This is a genomic window from Streptomyces sp. NPDC001889, assembly GCF_053594535.1.
In genome coordinates this window covers 139,941-157,030 of sequence record NZ_JBSFER010000003.1, presented here as the reverse complement: position 1 = coordinate 157,030, position 17,090 = coordinate 139,941, and the positions used below count along the sequence as shown (strand labels likewise).

Below are 17,090 nucleotides of genomic sequence, written 5' to 3'. Positions count from 1 at the left end.
ACCGTGACAGACGCGCCGGCCCCCAAGAACGCCCCGAAGAGCGAGCAGACCCGCACGCTCATCCTCGAAACGGCCCTGCGGCTGTTCCAGGAGCACGGTTACGACAAGACCACGATGCGGGCCATCGCCAAGGAGGCCGGTGTCTCGGTGGGGAACGCGTACTACTACTTCTCCTCCAAGGAACACCTCATCCAGGGCTTCTACGACCGGATCGCCGCCGAGCACCGGGCGGCGGTCCGGCCCGTGCTGGAGGCGGAGACCGCGCTGGAGGCGCGGCTCGCCGGGGTGATGCTCGCCTGGCTCGACATCGCCGAGCCGTACCACGAGTTCGCGGCGCAGTTCTTCAAGAACGCGGCCGATCCCGAGAGTCCGCTCAGCCCCTTCTCGCAGGAGTCGGAGCCCGCCCGCGAGGAGGCCATCGCGGTCCACCGGCAGGTCCTGGCGGGGACGCGGACCAAGGTGCCCGCCGAACTGGCCGGCGCCCTGCCGGAGCTGATGTGGCTCTCCCAGATGGGTCTGGTCCTCTACTGGGTCTTCGACCGCTCGGAGGGCCGTGAGCGCAGCCGGAAGCTCGCGGCGCAGGGCGCCCGGCTCACCGCCCGGGGGATAGTCCTCGCCCGGTTCCGGGTGCTGCGGCCCCTGGTCCACGATGTGCACGAGCTGCTGACGGATCTGCTGCCCGGGATGGCGGAGTCGGTCGCGTCGCGGCGGACCACCGGTGCCGGGGGCCGGACCGGCGCGCGCGCCGGGGTCAGGGCCCGGAGGAAGACCGCCGGGGCCGGGGAGCGGGAGACGAAGCCGGAGGCGGAGTGATCCCCCGGGGGCACCGGGAGGGGCGCCGGGCCGCCGTCGGGCGGCCGGGAGGTCCCGGATTCCCGGGTCGGGCCGTCAGGCCTGGCGGGAGGCGAGCTGGACGATGGTGATGTCCGACGAGGCACCGACCCGCACGGGCGGGCCCCAGGCACCCGCGCCCCGGCTGACGTAGAGCTGGGTGTCGCCGTACCGCTCCAGGCCGGCGACGGTGGGGTTGGCCAGGGCGGCGAGGTGGTTGCCGGGCCAGAGCTGGCCGCCGTGGGTGTGGCCGGAGAGCTGGAGATCCACCCCGTGGTCGACGGCGTCGTGGATGACCACGGGCTGATGGGCGAGGAGCACCGAGGCCCGGGAGCGGTCCCGGTCGCCGAGCGCCCGGACGAAGTCGGGTCCCTGGCCGGTGTTCTCGCCCTCGATGTCGTTCACTCCGGCGAGGTCGAAGCCGCCGGCGATCTCCACGCGCTCGTTCTCCAGCGGTCGGAGCCCCAGCTCCCGCACATGGTCGACCCACTCGTCCGCGCCGGAGTAGTACTCGTGGTTCCCGGTGACGAAGAAGGAGCCGTGCCGCGCCCGGAGCCCGCGCAGTGGTTCGGCGGCGGTCCCGAGGTCGGCGACGGTGCCGTCGACCATGTCGCCGACGATCGCGACGAGATCGGGCTGGGCGGAGTTGATGGTGTCGACGATCCGCCGGGTGTGGCCGCGGCCGAGGATGGGCCCCAGATGGATATCGCTGACGACGGCGATCCGGAGGCCGTGGGCCGAGCGCGGGAGCTTGGCCAGCGGGACGGTGACCCGCTTGATCCGGGGGCCGCGCAGCACGCTGTGCGTACCGTGGCCGACCGTGGCCAGCGCCGCCGCCGCGGCTCCCGCGCCCACCGCCCGGGAGACGAACAGCCGCCGGGAGAGGGCGCGCCCGGCATCGGGCGCCCCGGGGGACGCCTCGGCCTTGACCTCGGCCGAGCCGCCGGCGGAGGGGGTGTCGAGGCAGGTGGGGAGGGAATTGGCGGGGGCGGGAGTGGGAGTGGAAGTGGGTGCGGGTGCGGTCGGGTCGGTGGTCCCGGCCAGGACGGGCCCGGGCGCGGATTCGGACGCGGGCCCGGAAGCCGACGCGGACACGGGCGCGGGCGCGGGTCCGGAGGACCCGGAGGAGGGCGCGGGCCCGGAGGGCGACGCCGGCACGGACGCAGGCCCGGCAGAGGACGCGGGCACGGGCTCCGACACGGAGGACCCGGAGGAGGGCGCGGGTCCGGAAGGCGACGCCGGCGCGGACGCGGGTCCGGCGGAGGTCTCAGGCCCGGAAGGCGACGCCGGCCCGGACTCCGGTCCGGCGGAGGACCCGGGGGTCGATACGGAGTCGGCGGGTCGCGCCGGGGGGCGGCGGGCCCCGTCGCCGGAAGCGGCCGGGGCTGCCGGGCGGCGGCGGTCGCGGCGCAGCCAGAGCGCCCGTACCACCTCCCCCACCCCCAGCCACAGCACCAGATAGAGCAGTACCACCAGCCACAGAAAGCCCGGCCAGGCGAGAATCTGCTGTACCCGGAACGGGAAACCCGCCCGCCCCGACACCAGGGCCCCGATGGAGAGCACCGGCAGGATGAGAATCGCCACCGTGCCCGCCCGGCGCGCCGCCCCTCCGCCGCGCGTCGTGTCATGGACGAGTCTCCGCCACACATACCAGTGCGCCCCCGCGAGGACGGCGATCACGGCGACCATGACCAGCAGGACGACGACCATCACAGGAAGCTCCCCTATCCTTCGCGCCGCAAGGCGCGGACCCCGCGCAACCCGATGACTCCGACGACCGTCCCCAGCAGCAGGGACGTAAGGGCGAGCAGCAGGTGGACCCAGAAGTACGCCGTCGGGTCGCCGGCGTCGTCGAACGCGAGCCCGCTGCCGTCCTGCCACAGGTTTTTGACGAAAGTGACCCAGATGAACCAGCTCCACACCCCGAAGGCGAGCAGGAACCAGGACACGGGGCGGCTGAGCTTCATGGACCCAGTATCCGGGGCGGCCCCGGACCGGGGCTTCCGGGGTGGGCTGTCCCGGCGGCCTCCCCGGCGAGTCACCGACCCGACAAGCATATTTTCTCTTTTTCCCTGTACTTTCACGTCCGTGCCCGCCCTGAAGAAGACCGTGAAGCGATCGCTGCTGACGGTCACCGCCGCCTCGCTCCTCCCCCTCCTCCTCGCCGTGCCCGCCTCGGCGGACACCCACGACGACAAGCCGAAGGGGAAGGCGGGCAGCAGTGAGAAGCGGAAGCGGCCGGACAAGCCGAAGAAGCCGGGGCACCCGAATCCCCCCGCGGCCATGTCCACCGTCGGCGGCTCCCTGCTTGGCAAGGCGGGCACCCAGGTCAGTCTCGGCGCGGGGGCACCCGTGCTGCCCAAGGATCTGAGCGGGCGCTCCTGGATCGTCGCCGACGCCGAGAACGGCGATGTGCTGGCCGCGCACAACGCCCACTGGCGGCTCCCCCCGGCCTCCACGATGAAGATGCTCTTCGCGGACACCCTGCTGCCGAAGCTGCCCAAGGCCACCACCCACAAGGTGTCATCGGAGGAGCTGGAGAACGTCGGCCCCGGGAGCAGCCTGGTCGGGGTGAAGGAGGATCTGAGCTACTCGGTCCACGATCTGTGGCTCGGGGTCTTTCTGCGTTCCGGCAACGACGCGGTCCATGTGCTCTCCGCGATGAACGGCGGCATCGACAGGACCGTCGAGGACATGCAGGCCCACGCCGAGGAGCTCCAGGCCCTCGACACCCAGGTCGTCTCGCCGGACGGCTACGACGCGGCCGGCCAGGTCTCGTCCGCGTACGACCTCACCCTCATCGCCCGCAGCGGGATGCAGAAGAAGGACTTCCGCGAGTACGCCTCCACCGTCAGCGCCGACTTCCCCGGCGGGACGGACGGCGGCAAGCGGGAGACCTTCGAGATCCAGAACACCAACCGGCTGCTCACCGGCGACTACGGCATCGCCCCCTACAAGGGCATCGCGGGCATCAAGAACGGCAACACCACCCACGCGGGCGCGACCTTCACCGGGGTCGCCGAGCGGAACGGGAAGGTGCTGCTGGTGACCGTCATGAACCCGGACTCCGGCGGGGGCAACGCCGTCTACCAGGAGGCGGCCGACCTGCTGGACTGGGGCTTCGCCGCCACGGGGAAGGTCGTCCCGGTGGGCGAGCTGGTCGCGCCGAGGTCGGCGCCCACCACCGCCACCAGCGCCGCGCCCAGCGAGGACACCGGCAAGGCGGGACCGGCGAAGGACGACGGCGACGCACCGGCGCGGACGGTCGCCACCGCCTCCGGCGAGGAGTCCTCCAGCGGTGTGGGGACAGCGCTCGCCATCGCCGGCGGGGCGCTGATCGCGCTGGCGGCGGCGGTCTTCGTGGTCAACCGGCGCTGGCCCTCCCGGCGCGGCTGAGCACCGGGAACACCGCGAGCAACGCGAGCACTGCGAGCACCGCGGACACCGGCCGCACCGGCCGCACCGGTCCGGTGGTGCCCGGCACCGCTCACGCCGCCCCGGTGGGGGCGGGAGCGCCCTCCACGGGGGTGCTCCCGCCCCCGGGAGCGGCCCCCGCCTCCTCCTCGCCGGACACCGGCGCCTTGCCGGTGGCCGTCCACGCGGCACAGAACAGCAGCAGCTTCGCCGTGAAGTTCATCCACAGCAGCAGGGCCACCGGCACACCGAAGGCCCCGTACATGCTCTTGGACGCGACCCCCTGCATATAGCCGCTGAGCAGCAGCTTCAACAGCTCGAACCCGATCGCGCCGATCAGTCCGGCGACCACCAGACGGCGGCGCGGCGGATGCACCCCGGGGAGCAGGGTCAGCAGATAGAGCAGGAGCAGGAAGTCGGCGACGACGGCGATGGCGATGGCCGCCGCCGACAGCAGCACCCCCTCGGCACCGCCCCGGTCGATCCCGAGCCGGTCGGCGCCCCAGCCGACCGCCGATGAGCCGAGCGCCGACGCGGCCAGCGAGGCGAGCGCGGTGGCGCCGAGGCCGAGCAGCACCCCCGCGTCCTTGGCCTTGCGGACCAGCGGATTTCCCTCGTCCACACCGTCGAGGCCCCACACCGCCCGCAGGCACTCCCGTATCGAGCCGACCCAGCCGATGCCGGTGAGGAGCAGCAGGGCGCCCGCGACCAGTCCGACCGTACCGGCGTTGGCGACCAGCGAGCCGATGTCGAGCTGGTCGGAGATCCCCGGGACCTGGTCGCTGATCCGGCTCTCCAGCCGGTGCAGCGCGTCATCGCTCAGCAGGGCGGCGCCGGCCGCCGCCGCCACGGTGATCAGCGGGAAGAGGGCGAGAAAGCTCAGGAAGGTGATGGCGGCGGCGAGCCGGGCCCAGTGCACCCGCTCCAGCGTTTCGTACGAGCGCCAGGCGTGGGTGCGCATCAGCCGGGCGAGCCAGGGGCCGATGAGCGGGAGCCTTGTCAACCAGTCCATGCCGGTACGCCTACCCTGCCGGGCCCGGTTTGTGCCACCCGGGTTCCGCGGCGCCACAGGTCACCGGGGCCGCTCAGAGACCGGCGACGGCGAGTGCGTACATCGCCGCCCACACCAGGCCGATGACGGCCAGCGCCCGGTCGCGCAGCACCACGTCCTCGGGGGCGCCCGCGGTGCCGCGGTCCGCGAAGACGGCGTACCGCAGCACGGCCAGGATGAAGGCGATCATCGAGAGCTGCCGCCAGGGCAGCAGGGACCGGTCGTCGGCGCCACCGCTCTCCAGGGCCCAGAGGCAGTAGGCGAGGACGGCGACCCCGGCGGCGAGCTGCCAGACGAAGCGCAGATAGCCGGTGGTGTACTCGGTGAGCAGGGCCCGGGTCGCGCCCTTGCCGCCCGCCATCTGGACGGCCTCGGAGTAGCGCTTCGCGGCGACCATGAAGAGCGCGCCGAAGCCGGTGGTGATGAGGAACCAGCGGGAGAGCGGGATGCCGAGCGCGACACCGCCGATCATCGCGCGGAGCAGAAAGCCGGTGGTGACGACGGCCATGTCGACCACGAGGACGTGTTTGAGCCAGATGCAGTAGGCGAGCTGCATGGAGAGGTACGCGGTGAGCAGGGCGCCGGTCATGGCGCCGCACAGGGTGGCGGCCCCGCCGACGGCGACCGCGGCGAGCAGGGCGGCGGCGGCGTGGGCGACGGGGACGGGAACCTCGCCGGCGGCGACGGGGCGGCGGCACTTCACCGGGTGGGCGCGGTCGGCCTCGGCGTCGCGGGCGTCGTTGACGAGGTAGACGGCCGCCGCGGCGGCCGTGAAGAGCAGGAAGACGATCGCGAGGCGGCCCGCGTTGTGGAGGGATTCCAGCTCCCCGGCGGCGGCGGGGGCGGCGGCGACGAGGGTGTTCTTGACCCACTGGCGGGGCCGGGCGGTGCTGAGCAGACCGCGGGGGAGGCTCCGGGCACGGGTCGGGACGGGCCTGCGTGCGCGCCGCCCGGGACGCTCGGGCCGCTCCAGCAGCACGGTGCCGGGCTCGGTCACGGGGCTCCCTTCCCGGAGATCCATGAACGGAGGGAGCCCGGGAGACCGGGGAGGCGCCGGAGACCAGGGAAGCCGGACGAGCCCGGGAGGCCTGAGGAACCTGGGAAGCCCGAGGAGCCCGCCGAGCCCGGGGAAACCCGGGAAACCCGGAAGCCCGGGAAGCCTGAGGAGTCAGGGAAGCCTGAGGAGTCAGGGAGGCTCAGGAAGCGCCGGACTCCAGGGAAACCCGAGGAGCCCGACGAGCCCCGGACGCCCCAGACACCCCGGACACCCAACGAGCCCGGGAGGCCTGAGGAACCTGGGAAGCCTGGGAAGCGGCGGAGGCCAGGAAAGCCTGAGGAGTCAGGGAAACCCGGGAAGCCCAGGAGGCCAGGAAGACCCGACGAGCCCCGGAAGCCCCGGACACCCGACGAGCCCGAGGAACCAGGGAAGCCCGACGAGGCCGACGAGGCCGACGAGGCCGACGAGGCCGACGAGGCCGACGAGGCCAGGAAACCCAGGACACCCGACGAGCCCAGGACGCCCGACGCGGCGGAGAAGCCCCGGGAGCCCGACCAACCCCAACCCCGGGCGCTTCCGGGACGCACGGTGCTCCAGGCACCCGGGACCCCGCCGGCGCCCCCGCCCCCGCCCCCGCTCCCGCTCCCGGGGCGGAGCGCTCCCTTCACCCACCGGGCCCCGAGCCGTGCGACGGCTCCGCCGAGCGCGGCGCCCGCCACGACATCGGACGGGTAGTGCACCCCGGCCACGAGCCGCGACACGCACATGGCCGCCGCCAGCGGCACCACCACCCTCTCCCCCGCCGGGAAGAGCGCCCCGAAGGCGACCACCGCCGCCGCGGCGGATGTCGCGTGCGAACTGGGAAACGCGTACGGCCCGGCCGTCCCCACCAGGGGCCGGCGGAGTTCCCGTCCCACGGGCCCCGGAAGGGCACCGGGAGCCGGGCCCGGGCGGCCGGCCGCGTGGCCGCCCGGCGGCCGGGGCCGCTCCCCCCGGCCGCCGCCGTCCCCGGCCGGACCCGGCCCCGTTCCGCTCCCGCCGGGTGCCCGGGTGCGGCCGGATGCCCCGTACGGAAGCGGCTCCCCCGGATCGCCCCCTCCCGGGACCCCGCCGGACGGCCCGCCCCCGGCCCCGGCCGGAACCCGCCGAGCGGCCGGAGCCGGGGACGGATCGGGGGCGGGCCGGCCGGCGGCGGCCGGTCCGGCGCCGGTGAGCCGGGGAGCCGGGCCGCCGGGGACGGCGGCGGCCGGGGAGAGCGGCCCCGGTCTCCTGCGGCGGACGGTGTACTTCACCCCGAGGCTCGCCAGATGGGCCCCGGCCACCAGGGCGGTGGCGCGGAGCCAGGCCGGGCGGCGGGCGGCGTCCGCCGCGGCGGCGGTCAGGCCCCCGGCGAGCCAGAGGGCGGCGTGCTCCCCCGCGAAGGAGAGCGCCCGGGCCGCCGGGGCGATCCCCGGGCGGCTGCCGCAGTCGCGCAGCACCACGAGCACCGCCCTGTCGGCCGCCGCGCAGTCGGCGTATCCCATGCGCCACCCCTTCTTCCTCATGAGCCCGGGCCCGGTGCTCCGGCTCTCCACCCGGCCCCGGGGGCTCCACCCGGCCCCGGTCGGCCCCGGACGACTCCTCCGGTCGACTCTTCTGGGCGCCCACCCGACAACTCAGGCCATTCTTTGATGACACTCGTTTAATCACCCATTTCGGCGAGTCCATCCAGTACTCCAAAAATGTGGGCATAACCGGCTATACGGTCTTCCCCATGCCTGCCGAGACCCCCCGGTCCGCCGTCGCGGAGCCAGCAGCGGCCGACCTCGCCCACCCCCCTGACCCCTTTGTCTCCGTCAGCGGCTGGGGCCGTACCTCCCCCACCACCGCCTCCGTGCTCCGCCCCCGCTCCCCCGACGAGGCCGCCACGGCGGTACGGGAGTGGGGCGCGCGCGGCGGCATCGCCCGGGGGCTCGGCCGGGCGTACGGGGACGCGGCGCAGAACGCGGGCGGCACGGTCCTCGACATGACCGGTCTGCGCCGCGTCCACGCCGTCGACACCGAGGCGGGCACGGTCGTCTGCGACGCCGGCGTCAGCCTCCACCGGCTGATGGAGGTCCTGCTGCCGCTCGGCTGGTTCGTCCCGGTGACCCCCGGCACCCGGCAGGTCACCGTCGGCGGCGCGGTCGGCGCGGACATCCACGGCAAGAACCACCACGTCAGCGGCGCCTTCTCCCGCCATGTCGGCTCGCTCGAACTGCTCACCGCCGACGGCGCGATCCGCACCGTGACCCCCGGCACCGACCTCTTCGACGCCACCACCGGCGGCATGGGCCTGACCGGGGTGATCCTCTCGGCGACCCTCCGGCTGCACCGGGTGGAGACCTCGCTGATGTCCGTCGACACCGAACGGGCCACGGACCTCGACGACCTGATGGCCAGGCTCGCCGCCACCGACCACCGCTACCGCTACTCGGTCGCCTGGATCGATCTGCTGGCGCGCGGCCGGGCGCTGGGCCGGGCGGTCCTGACCCGGGGCGAGCACGCGCCGCTGGACGCGCTGCCGGAGCGCGCCCGGCGCGCACCGCTCGCCTTCCGCCCGGGGCGGCTGCCCGCACCCCCCGACCTCGTACCGGCAGGGCTGCTCACCCGCACCACGGTCGCCCTGTTCAACGAGTTCTGGTATCGCAGGGCCCCCCGCTCGCGCACCGGCAGGCTCCAGCCGCTGACCGCCTTCTTCCACCCCCTGGACGCCGTGCCGCACTGGAACCGGATCTACGGCCGGGAGGGGTTCGTCCAGTACCAGTTCGTGGTCGGCCACGGCCGGGAGGAGACGCTGCGCCGGATCGTCCGGCGGATCGCCCGGCGCGGCTGCCCCTCCTTCCTCGCCGTCCTCAAGCGGTTCGGCGAGGCCGACCCCGGGTGGCTCTCCTTCCCGGTGCCCGGCTGGACGCTGGCGCTGGACATCCCCGCCGGGCTCGACGGTCTCGGGGAGTTCCTCGACGAGCTGGACGAGGAGGTCGCGGCGGCGGGCGGCCGGGTCTATCTCGCCAAGGACTCCCGGCTGCGCCCGGAGCTGCTCGCCGGGATGTACCCCCGGCTCCCGGAGTTCCGCGCCCTGCGGTCCCGGCTGGACCCGCGCGGGGTCTTCGCCTCGGACCTCTCCCGCCGGCTCGGGCTCTGAACCCGCGCCCCACCGACGTACACGCACCTCTGGAGCAGTCATGAAGGACGCCTTCGGCACCCCGCAGTCCCTGCTCGTCCTCGGCGGCACATCGGAGATCGGGCTCGCCGTCGCCCGCCGGCTGATCGCCCGGCGCTGCCGCACCGTCCGGCTGGCCGGGCGGCCGTCGCCCGCGCTCGACTCGGCCGCCGACGGGCTGCGCGGCCTCGGCGCCGAGGTCCGCACCGTCGCCTTCGACGCGCTGGACCCGGACTCCCACGAGGAGGTCCTGGGCAAGGTCTTCGCCGAGGGCGACACCGACATGGTGCTGCTCGCCTTCGGGGTGCTGGGCGATCAGGCGAGCGACGAGGGCGACCCGCCGGCGGCCGTCCGGGTGGCGCAGACCAACTACACCGGGGCCGTCTCCTCCGGTCTTGTCTGTGCCGCCGCCCTCCAGAACCAGGGGCACGGCTCCCTGGTGGTGCTCTCGTCCGTCGCCGGGGAGCGGGCCCGCCGGACCAACTTCATCTACGGCTCCAGCAAGGCCGGACTGGACGCGTTCACCCAGGGGCTGGGGGACGCGCTGTACGGGACGGGGGTCCATGTGATGGTCGTGCGCCCCGGTTTCGTCCGCACCGCGATGACCTCGCATCTGCCCGACGCGCCGCTCGCCACCACCCCCGACGAGGTCGCCGCCGCCGTGGAACGGGGGCTGCGGCGCCGTTCGGAGACGGTCTGGGTGCCGGGGGTGCTGCGGGTGGTGATGTCGGCGCTGCGGCATGTGCCGCGCCCGCTCTTCCGCCGGCTGCCGGTGTAGCGGTGCTACGAGGTGCGGGGCGCGGGTTCGTCCACCGGGGAGCCCTGCGCGGGCACGGACCCGGCCGCGCCCCCGAAGGGGTAGGAGTTGAGCTTGCGCCAGACGCTGTCCGCGCCCTGCTCGTACAGCGCGAAGGAGGCGCAGGTCCAGGCCGCCTCGAAGTCGGCCAGCTCCGCGTAGGCGCGGTCCATGGCCTCCTCGGCGATGCCGTGGGCGACGGTGACATGCGGGTGGTACGAGAACTGGAGCTCGCGCACCAGCGGCCCGGAGGCGTCCCGGACCCGCTTCTGGAGCCAGGAGCAGGCGGCGGCGCCCTCCACGATCTGGACGAAGACCACCGGTGACACGGGCCGGAAGGTCCCGGTCCCGCTCAGCCGCATCGGGAACGGCTGGACCGCGCGGGCGACCTCCGCGAGATGCGCCTCGACGGCGGGCAGCAGCGCGGGATCGGCCTCGGTCGGCGGCAGCAGGGTGACATGGGTGGGAATGCCGTGCGCGGCCGGATCTCCGAAGCTCGCGCGCCGCTCCTGGAGCAGGCTGCCGTAGGGCTCCGGGACCGCGATCGAAACGCCGAGCGTTACGGTCCCCACGTCGTTCTCCTTCGCACTTCGGGTGGGCGGCCGGCCCAGCGGACGGCCGCCCCGTCACAACGGGTGGTGTACAGCCGCCAGTGTGGCGGCTGGACGGCGTGTGTGGCCAGAGGCGTTGGCCACAGCGGGGCGGGGCCGGCGGGCCCCATACTGGAGGGCTCGGCCCCGCGGACCCCTCGGCGACGCGCCCGGGGCCGGGTCCCGGCGGCGGCCGGTCAGGGCCTGGCGGGGAGGAAGCCCACCCGGTCGAAGGCCGTGGCCAGGGTCCGGGCCGCGACCGCGCGGGCCTTCTCCGCGCCCTTGGCCAGTACGGTGTCCAGCGCCGCCGGATCGTCCAGATACTCCTGGGTCCGGGCGCGGAACGGCGTGACGAACTCCACCATCACCTCGGCGAGGTCGGTCTTCAGGGCGCCGTACATCTTCCCCTCGTACTCCTTCTCCAGCGCGGCGACCGTGGTGCCGGTGAGGGTGGAGTAGATGGTGAGCAGATTGCTGACCCCGGGCTTCTCCACGGGGTCGAAGCGGATCACCGTGTCGGTGTCGGTGACGGCGCTCCTGACCTTCTTCGCCGTCGTCCTCGGCTCGTCCAGCAGATTGACCAGGCCCTTGGGCGTGGAGGCCGACTTGCTCATCTTGATCGCCGGGTCCTGGAGGTCGTAGATCTTGGCGACCTCCTTGACGATGTGCGGCGCCGGGATGGTGAAGGTGTCGCCGAAGCGGGTGTTGAACCGCTCGGCGAGGTCCCGGGTCAGCTCGATGTGCTGGCGCTGGTCCTCACCGACCGGGACGGAGTCCGCCTGGTAGAGGAGGATGTCCGCGACCTGGAGGATCGGGTAGGTGAAGAGCCCGACGGTGGCCCGGTCGGCGCCCTGCCTGGCGGACTTGTCCTTGAACTGCGTCATCCGCGAGGCCTCGCCGAAGCCGGCCAGGCAGTTCATGATCCAGCCGAGCTGGGCGTGCTCGGGGACATGGCTCTGGACGAAGAGGGTGCAGCGGTCGGGATCGAGACCGGCGGCGAGGAGCTGGGCGGCGGCGAGGCGGGTGTTGGCCCGCAGCTCGGCCGGGTCCTGCGGCACGGTGATCGCGTGCAGGTCCACGACCATGTAGAACGCGTCGTGGGTCTCCTGCAGCGCCACGTACTGGCGGATCGCTCCGAGGTAGTTCCCGAGGTGGAACGAGCCGGCGGTGGGCTGGATGCCGGACAGGGCGCGGGGTCGGTCTTGGGCCATGCCGGTCATTGTCTCAGGTGCCCGGCGGGGTCCGGTTCTCCGGTGGACGGCCCCGCCCGGCGGGCCCCCGAGGGCTCCGCCGGACGGGGCGGCGGGCGGCGCCGGACGGGGCGGGCCCGGGGTCCGCTCCGGCTGGGTCGTCTCTTTCGGATCGTGCCGGGCTCGCGAGCCCCGGCACCGCGCCTCGCCGCGTTGTCGTCGGTCGCCGACGCTCCGCGTGGGCTCCCTCCTCCGCCTCGCGATCCACGGCACCGGACCCCGCTCACCGATCCGGCCCGACCCGAAAGAAACTCCCTAGCGGGGCAGCCCGGGGGCCGGGTACGCGGCCATCAGCTCGGCGACCTCGCCCCGGATCGCGGTGAGCGCCTCCTCGTCGCCCGCGCCGGCTGCCCGCACGCCCCGGTCGATCCAGTCGGCGACGGCGGGCATGTGCGCGGTGGTGAGCCCGCGCGAGGTGAGGGAGGGGGTGCCGATCCGGATGCCGGACGGGTCGAAGGGCTTTCTGGTGTCGTAGGGGACGGTGTTGTGGTTGACGACGATCCCGGCCCGGTCCAGGGCCTTGGCGGCGGTCTTGCCGGGGATCTCCCGGGCGGTGAGGTCGATGAGGATCAGATGGTTGTCGGTGCCGCCGGAGACCAGGTCGAGGCCCCGGGCGAGCAGGGCGTCGGCGAGCGCCCGGGCGTTGGCGACGACCGCGTGGGCGTACGCGCGGAAGGAGGGCTGGGCCGCCTCGTGCAGGGCCACCGCGATCCCGGCGGTCGTCTGGTTGTGGGGGCCGCCCTGGAGGCCGGGGAAGACGGCCCGGTCGATGGCGCGCGCGTGCTCCGCGCGGGACATCAGCATCGCGCCGCGCGGGCCGCGCAGGGTCTTGTGGGTGGTTGTGGAGATCACATCGGCGTGCGGCACCGGCGAGGGGTGGGCGCCGCCGGCGATCAGTCCGGCGAGATGGGCGACATCGGCCGCCAGGACGGCCCCGGTCTCGCGGGCGATCTCCGCGAAGGCGGCGAAGTCGATGGTCCGGGGCAGGGCGGTGCCACCACAGAAGATGATCTTCGGGCGTTCGGCGATGGCCACGGCGCGGACCTCGTCGAAGTCGATGAGCCCGGTGTCCCGGCGCACCCCGTACCGCACGCCCCGGAACCAGGTGCCGGTGGCCGAGACGCCCCAGCCGTGGGTGAGGTGGCCGCCCATGGGCAGGGCCATGCCGAGCACCGTGTCGCCCGGCTCGGCGAAGGCGAGGTAGACGGCGAGATTGGCCGGGGAGCCGGAGTAGGGCTGCACATTGACGTGCTCGGCGCCGAAGAGGGCCTTGGCGCGGTCGACGGCGAGCCGCTCGACCAGATCGATGTTCTGCTGGCCCTCGTAGTAGCGGCGGCCGGGGTAGCCCTCGCTGTACTTGTTCTGGAGGACCGTGCCGGAGGCCTCCAGGACGGCGCTGGAGACATAGTTCTCGCTGGGGATCAGGCGCAGGGTCTCGGCCTGGAGCCGCTCCTCGGCGCCGACGAGCGCGGCCAGCTCCGGGTCGGCGGCGAGCAGCGCGGGGTGGGCGGCGGGGGCCGGGCGGGCGGAAGGGGCGGCGGGTGCGGGATGGGGAAGAGTGCTCATGGTGTCCTCCGTATCCGTGAGACGACGGGAACCCCGGGGCGTGCCCGTGCGGTCCTCCGGTCGTGCGCGGAGGCGGGCGGCACCCCTGGGGCTGTCATCGGGACGCGTCCCGAGATCCCCGCCCGGAGAGGCAGGAAGCGGTCGGCGCCCCGCTGACGGGTTCGCCGGGGCACCCAGGCGGGCGGCACCTCGTCTGCTCCTGCGCACACGGTTTCCCCGCGGTCTCTTCCGCGTTCGCCAGTCGCCGTGCGTACCCTCCACCTTAAGCGCCGGGCCCTTCGGCAAGGTTTCCCCGTCCACGATGCGAGCGACGATAGAACCAGGGGCACCACCCCGCCCCGTGCCGGATGCCCTGCCTCTGAGAGATCCGAGGAAGAGGAAACGGAGACCCCGTGTCTGTGTCTGAGAGCGCCATCGCCGCCGCCGAGTCCCACAGTGCCCACAACTACCACCCGCTCCCCGTGGTCGTCGCCACCGCCGAGGGCGCGTGGATGACCGATGTCGAGGGACGCCGCTACCTCGATCTGCTCGCCGGATACTCGGCGCTCAATTTCGGCCATGGCAACCGCCGGCTGATCGACGCGGCGCGAGCGCAGCTGGAGCGGGTCACCCTCACCTCGCGCGCCTTCCACCACGACCGCTTCGCCGAGTTCTGCACCCGGCTGGCCGAGCTGTGCGGCATGGAGATGGTGCTGCCGATGAACACGGGCGCGGAGGCGGTGGAGACCGCCGTGAAGACCGCCCGCAAATGGGGTTACCGGGTCAAGGGCGTCGCGGACAACACGGCCAAGATCGTGGTCGCGGCGAACAACTTCCACGGCCGTACGACCACGGTGATCAGCTTCTCGACGGACCCGGAGGCGCGGGCGGACCACGGCCCCTACACCCCCGGTTTCCAGATCGTGCCGTACGGGGACCTCACCGCGCTGGAGGCCGCCGTCACCGAGAACACGGTGGCCGTGCTGCTGGAGCCGATCCAGGGCGAGGCGGGGGTGCTGGTGCCGCCGCCCGGGTATCTGGCGGGGGTGCGCCGGGTGACCCGCGAGCGGAATGTGCTCTTCATCGCGGATGAGATCCAGTCGGGCCTGGGCCGGACCGGGCGGACCTTCGCCTGTGAGCACGAGGGCGTGGTGCCCGACATGTATCTGCTGGGCAAGGCGCTGGGCGGCGGGGTGGTGCCGGTCTCGGCGGTGGTCTCGTCCCGGGAGGTGCTCGGGGTCCACCGCCCCGGGGAGCACGGCTCGACCTTCGGCGGGAACCCGCTGGCGTGCGCCGTGGCGCTGGAGGTGATCGCGATGCTGGACACCGGTGAGTACCAGCGGCGCGCCACCGAGCTGGGCGACCATCTCCACCACGAGCTGGAGCTGCTGACCGGCGGCGGCGCGGTGCGGGAGGTGCGCGGCCGGGGCCTGTGGGCGGGTGTGGACATCGATCCGGCGCTGGGCACGGGGCGGGAGATCTCCGAGCGGCTGATGGCCCGGGGGGTGCTGGTGAAGGACACCCACGGTTCGACGATCCGGATCGCTCCCCCGCTGGTGATCGGCAAGGAGGACCTGGACTGGGGTCTGGAGCAGCTCCGGGCGGTCCTGTCGGCGTGAGCGTGGGCGGGCGCCGCGCGGAGGCCCGGCGCCCGGCGGGCCCCCGCGCGTACGGCCCCGCGCGTACGGCCCCGCGCGGAGGGGCGTCAGCGGATGAGGTGGGGCAGAAAGCGCGCGTATCCGTCGGTGACGAGGTCGGACGACTCGCGGATGCCGAGCCCGGCCGCCTCGTCCTCCACCACCCAGGCGCCGAGCACCACCCGGTTGCCGTCGAAGTCGGGCAGCGGCGCCAGCTCCTGGTAGCAGCAGGGTTCGTCCCGTACGACGGGGTCGGCGCCGGCTCCGTGGACGGTGACGCCCGCGCCCTCCCGGCCGAGCAGCGGCTTGGCCACATAGCCCCGCCGGGCGGCGAGTTCACGGGGGCCGTCCAGATAGGCCGGAAGCAGATTCGGGTGGCCCGGGTACAGCTCCCAGAGGATGGCGAGCAGCGCCTTGTTGGAGAGGAGCATCTTCCACGCGGGCTCTATCCAGCAGGTGGTTCCGGTGCCGCCCCCGTTGTCCAGGGTGTCCAGGACATGGGGGCCGAAGCGGTCGGTGGCGAGCCACTCCCACGGGTAGAGCTTGAAGCAGGAGCGGATGAACCGCAGCCGGTCGTCGACGAAGCGGCCGGAGAGCCGGTCCCAGCCGATCCGCTCCACCGACAGCGCCTCGGTGTCGAGCCCGGCCTGCTGGGCGGTCTCGCGCAGATAGGCGACGGTCATCAGGTCCTCGCCGAGTTCGTCGCCGTCCGAGTGGGCGAAGTGCACCGGTCCCGGCGGCAGCAGCGGGGCCTGCTTGCGCCAGGCATCCACCAGCCGTTCGTGGAGGGAGTTCCACTGGTCGGCCCCGGGGAACCGTTCCTCCATCCAGAACCACTGCGGGCTGGCGGCCTCGACCAGGGAGGTCGGGGTGTCGGCGTTGTACTCCAGCAGCTTCGCCGGCCCCGTGCCGTCGTAGCGCAGGTCGAACCGGCCGTATATGGACGGGAGTTCGGCCCGGCGCCGCCAGGACTCGGAGATCAGCGAGGCGAGCCGGCGATCGGTGACGCCGAGTTCGGCGAAGCGGTCCCGCTCGACGATGTGCGCGGCGGCGGCCAGGCTCATGGCGTGCAGTTCCTCGACCACCTCCTCCAGCGCCTCGACCTCGGGGAGGGAGAACTCGTAGTACGCGCTCTCGTCCCAGTAGGGGCGCAGGGAGCCGTCGGGGAAGCGGGTCAGGGGGTAGACACACCCCTGCTCCTCGACGATCTCCTGCCAGCCGGGGCGGGGTTCGATGGTGTGGCGCTTCATCGCTCGCCGCCCGGCTCAGCCGCCGCCGGAGCCGGAGCAGCCGAAGCCGCCTCGGTCCACCGCCGACTTGTTGAAGCTGCCGCCCTCCACCAGGCCGCTCTTGACCTTGCCGCCGTAGTAGTGGCTGCCGCTGCCGCTCGAGTCGTCGCACTCGGAACTGGACAGATGTTCCATGGTCGACCGGTTGGCGCAGCGCTTGTCCGGTTCGGACCCGCACGAAGTGATCGTCAGCGCCAGTACGCCCATTCCGCCCAGCACCACCGTGCTCGACCTCAGCCTGCGCCGTGCCATCAGCAGCCCGCCCCCGTTCACTGTCAAACTGTTGTTCTGAATCGCCGCAAGACTAGTGGTCAACCCACTCGCCCCGCCCCCTGGGCCCCCGGGTGCCCCTGCTGGTGTCCCACGCGCGCGGGTGCCCGGCCGGTTCCTGAGCGGGTCGCGGAAGGTGCGCCCGCCGCTCCGGCGGACCGCTCCGGCGCCGGACGCCCGGCGCCAGGACCCGTACCGGAATCGGCCCCGAATCTGTCATGAAATCGACCGTGCCCGGC

15 protein-coding genes, 1 pseudogene and 1 riboswitch are annotated in these 17,090 nt (G+C 73.6%); of the genes and pseudogenes, 6 read left to right on the top strand and 10 right to left on the bottom strand.

All coding sequences use genetic code 11. The features are described from left to right. Positions 1-3 precede the first annotated feature (3 nt). Positions 4-813, top strand: a complete 810-nt coding sequence (locus ACWCRA_RS04180; protein ID WP_351555209.1) for a TetR/AcrR family transcriptional regulator — start codon at positions 4-6, stop codon at positions 811-813. A 75-nt stretch (positions 814-888) separates the two neighbouring features. Here the strand turns inward: ACWCRA_RS04180 and ACWCRA_RS04175 are convergent, their stop codons facing one another. Both ACWCRA_RS04175 and ACWCRA_RS04170 read right to left on the bottom strand, forming a co-directional pair. After that, complete coding sequence (locus ACWCRA_RS04175) at positions 889-2,544, bottom strand: metallophosphoesterase (RefSeq protein ID WP_451066817.1); 1,656 nt, start codon at positions 2,542-2,544, stop codon at positions 889-891. An 11-nt stretch (positions 2,545-2,555) separates the two neighbouring features. Then, entirely contained in the window at positions 2,556-2,798 is a 243-nt protein-coding gene (locus ACWCRA_RS04170; RefSeq protein WP_451066816.1) for an SCO4848 family membrane protein, read from the bottom strand. Here ACWCRA_RS04170 and ACWCRA_RS04165 point away from each other — a divergent pair. Beyond that, positions 2,737-4,227, top strand: coding sequence for a D-alanyl-D-alanine carboxypeptidase (locus ACWCRA_RS04165; protein WP_351555214.1), 1,491 nt, complete (start codon positions 2,737-2,739; stop codon positions 4,225-4,227). The genes ACWCRA_RS04170 and ACWCRA_RS04165 overlap by 62 nt on opposite strands. 91 nt (positions 4,228-4,318) lie before the next feature. Here the strand turns inward: ACWCRA_RS04165 and ACWCRA_RS04160 are convergent, their stop codons facing one another. The 3 genes and pseudogenes from ACWCRA_RS04160 to ACWCRA_RS04150 form a co-directional block, all read right to left on the bottom strand. Beyond that, positions 4,319-5,257, bottom strand: coding sequence for a YihY/virulence factor BrkB family protein (locus tag ACWCRA_RS04160; RefSeq protein WP_351555215.1), 939 nt, complete (start codon positions 5,255-5,257; stop codon positions 4,319-4,321). A gap of 73 nt (positions 5,258-5,330) precedes the next feature. Then, positions 5,331-6,293, bottom strand: coding sequence for a decaprenyl-phosphate phosphoribosyltransferase (locus tag ACWCRA_RS04155; protein ID WP_451066815.1), 963 nt, complete (start codon positions 6,291-6,293; stop codon positions 5,331-5,333). 659 nt (positions 6,294-6,952) lie between these two features. Next, a pseudogene (locus ACWCRA_RS04150) lies at positions 6,953-7,246 on the bottom strand (phosphatase PAP2 family protein); the annotation flags it as partial. A gap of 256 nt (positions 7,247-7,502) precedes the next feature. Here ACWCRA_RS04150 and ACWCRA_RS04145 point away from each other — a divergent pair. The 3 genes from ACWCRA_RS04145 (at position 7,503) to ACWCRA_RS04135 (ending at position 10,252) form a co-directional block, all read left to right on the top strand. After that, on the top strand, positions 7,503-7,964 hold the full coding sequence (locus ACWCRA_RS04145; RefSeq protein ID WP_451066882.1) for a hypothetical protein: 462 nt from the start codon (positions 7,503-7,505) through the stop codon (positions 7,962-7,964). A gap of 82 nt (positions 7,965-8,046) precedes the next feature. Beyond that, complete coding sequence (locus tag ACWCRA_RS04140) at positions 8,047-9,456, top strand: FAD-binding protein (protein WP_351555221.1); 1,410 nt, start codon at positions 8,047-8,049, stop codon at positions 9,454-9,456. Positions 9,457-9,496: 40 nt separating this feature from the next. Beyond that, positions 9,497-10,252: a decaprenylphospho-beta-D-erythro-pentofuranosid-2-ulose 2-reductase gene (locus ACWCRA_RS04135; RefSeq protein ID WP_351555224.1), complete on the top strand. Its 756-nt coding sequence runs from the start codon at positions 9,497-9,499 to the stop codon at positions 10,250-10,252. 5 nt (positions 10,253-10,257) lie between these two features. Here ACWCRA_RS04135 and ACWCRA_RS04130 read toward each other — a convergent pair whose 3' ends face one another. The 3 genes from ACWCRA_RS04130 to ACWCRA_RS04120 all read right to left on the bottom strand — a co-directional run bounded on the left by ACWCRA_RS04130 (position 10,258) and on the right by ACWCRA_RS04120 (position 13,676). Beyond that, on the bottom strand, positions 10,258-10,842 hold the full coding sequence (locus ACWCRA_RS04130; protein ID WP_351555227.1) for a 2'-5' RNA ligase family protein: 585 nt from the start codon (positions 10,840-10,842) through the stop codon (positions 10,258-10,260). A gap of 215 nt (positions 10,843-11,057) precedes the next feature. Then, positions 11,058-12,071, bottom strand: coding sequence for a tryptophan--tRNA ligase (trpS, locus tag ACWCRA_RS04125; protein ID WP_451066814.1), 1,014 nt, complete (start codon positions 12,069-12,071; stop codon positions 11,058-11,060). A gap of 294 nt (positions 12,072-12,365) precedes the next feature. Beyond that, complete coding sequence (locus tag ACWCRA_RS04120; RefSeq protein WP_351555231.1) at positions 12,366-13,676, bottom strand: serine hydroxymethyltransferase; 1,311 nt, start codon at positions 13,674-13,676, stop codon at positions 12,366-12,368. Between the two features lie 164 nt (positions 13,677-13,840). Further along, a riboswitch (ZMP/ZTP riboswitch) is annotated at positions 13,841-13,931 on the bottom strand. A gap of 137 nt (positions 13,932-14,068) precedes the next feature. On the opposite strand from ACWCRA_RS04120, the gene rocD reads away from it, so the two are divergent. Then, the gene (rocD, locus tag ACWCRA_RS04115; protein ID WP_451066813.1) at positions 14,069-15,274 is read left to right on the top strand and encodes an ornithine--oxo-acid transaminase; all 1,206 of its coding nucleotides are present in this window, start codon (positions 14,069-14,071) and stop codon (positions 15,272-15,274) included. Between the two features lie 86 nt (positions 15,275-15,360). On the opposite strand, the gene ACWCRA_RS04110 is transcribed toward rocD, so the two are convergent. Next, positions 15,361-16,542 (bottom strand): glutathionylspermidine synthase family protein, encoded by a 1,182-nt coding sequence (locus ACWCRA_RS04110; protein ID WP_351555235.1) that lies wholly within the window; start codon positions 16,540-16,542, stop codon positions 15,361-15,363. Positions 16,543-16,557: 15 nt separating this feature from the next. Next, complete coding sequence (locus ACWCRA_RS04105; protein WP_351555288.1) at positions 16,558-16,833, bottom strand: hypothetical protein; 276 nt, start codon at positions 16,831-16,833, stop codon at positions 16,558-16,560. Between the last annotated feature and the right edge of the window lie 257 nt (positions 16,834-17,090).

Excerpts from the sequence above, each read along its gene's own strand:
- ACWCRA_RS04165 (WP_351555214.1), top strand. The coding sequence starts at position 2,737 with ATGAACCAGCTCCACACCCCGAAGGCGAGCAGGAACCAGGACACGGGG.
- ACWCRA_RS04170 (WP_451066816.1), bottom strand. The coding sequence starts at position 2,798 with ATGAAGCTCAGCCGCCCCGTGTCCTGGTTCCTGCTCGCCTTCGGGGTG.
- ACWCRA_RS04160 (WP_351555215.1), bottom strand. The coding sequence starts at position 5,257 with ATGGACTGGTTGACAAGGCTCCCGCTCATCGGCCCCTGGCTCGCCCGG.
- ACWCRA_RS04140 (WP_351555221.1), top strand. The coding sequence starts at position 8,047 with ATGCCTGCCGAGACCCCCCGGTCCGCCGTCGCGGAGCCAGCAGCGGCC.
- ACWCRA_RS04135 (WP_351555224.1), top strand. The coding sequence starts at position 9,497 with ATGAAGGACGCCTTCGGCACCCCGCAGTCCCTGCTCGTCCTCGGCGGC.
- trpS (WP_451066814.1), bottom strand. The coding sequence starts at position 12,071 with ATGGCCCAAGACCGACCCCGCGCCCTGTCCGGCATCCAGCCCACCGCC.
- ACWCRA_RS04120 (WP_351555231.1), bottom strand. The coding sequence starts at position 13,676 with ATGAGCACTCTTCCCCATCCCGCACCCGCCGCCCCTTCCGCCCGCCCG.
- ACWCRA_RS04110 (WP_351555235.1), bottom strand. The coding sequence starts at position 16,542 with ATGAAGCGCCACACCATCGAACCCCGCCCCGGCTGGCAGGAGATCGTC.
- ACWCRA_RS04105 (WP_351555288.1), bottom strand. The coding sequence starts at position 16,833 with ATGGCACGGCGCAGGCTGAGGTCGAGCACGGTGGTGCTGGGCGGAATG.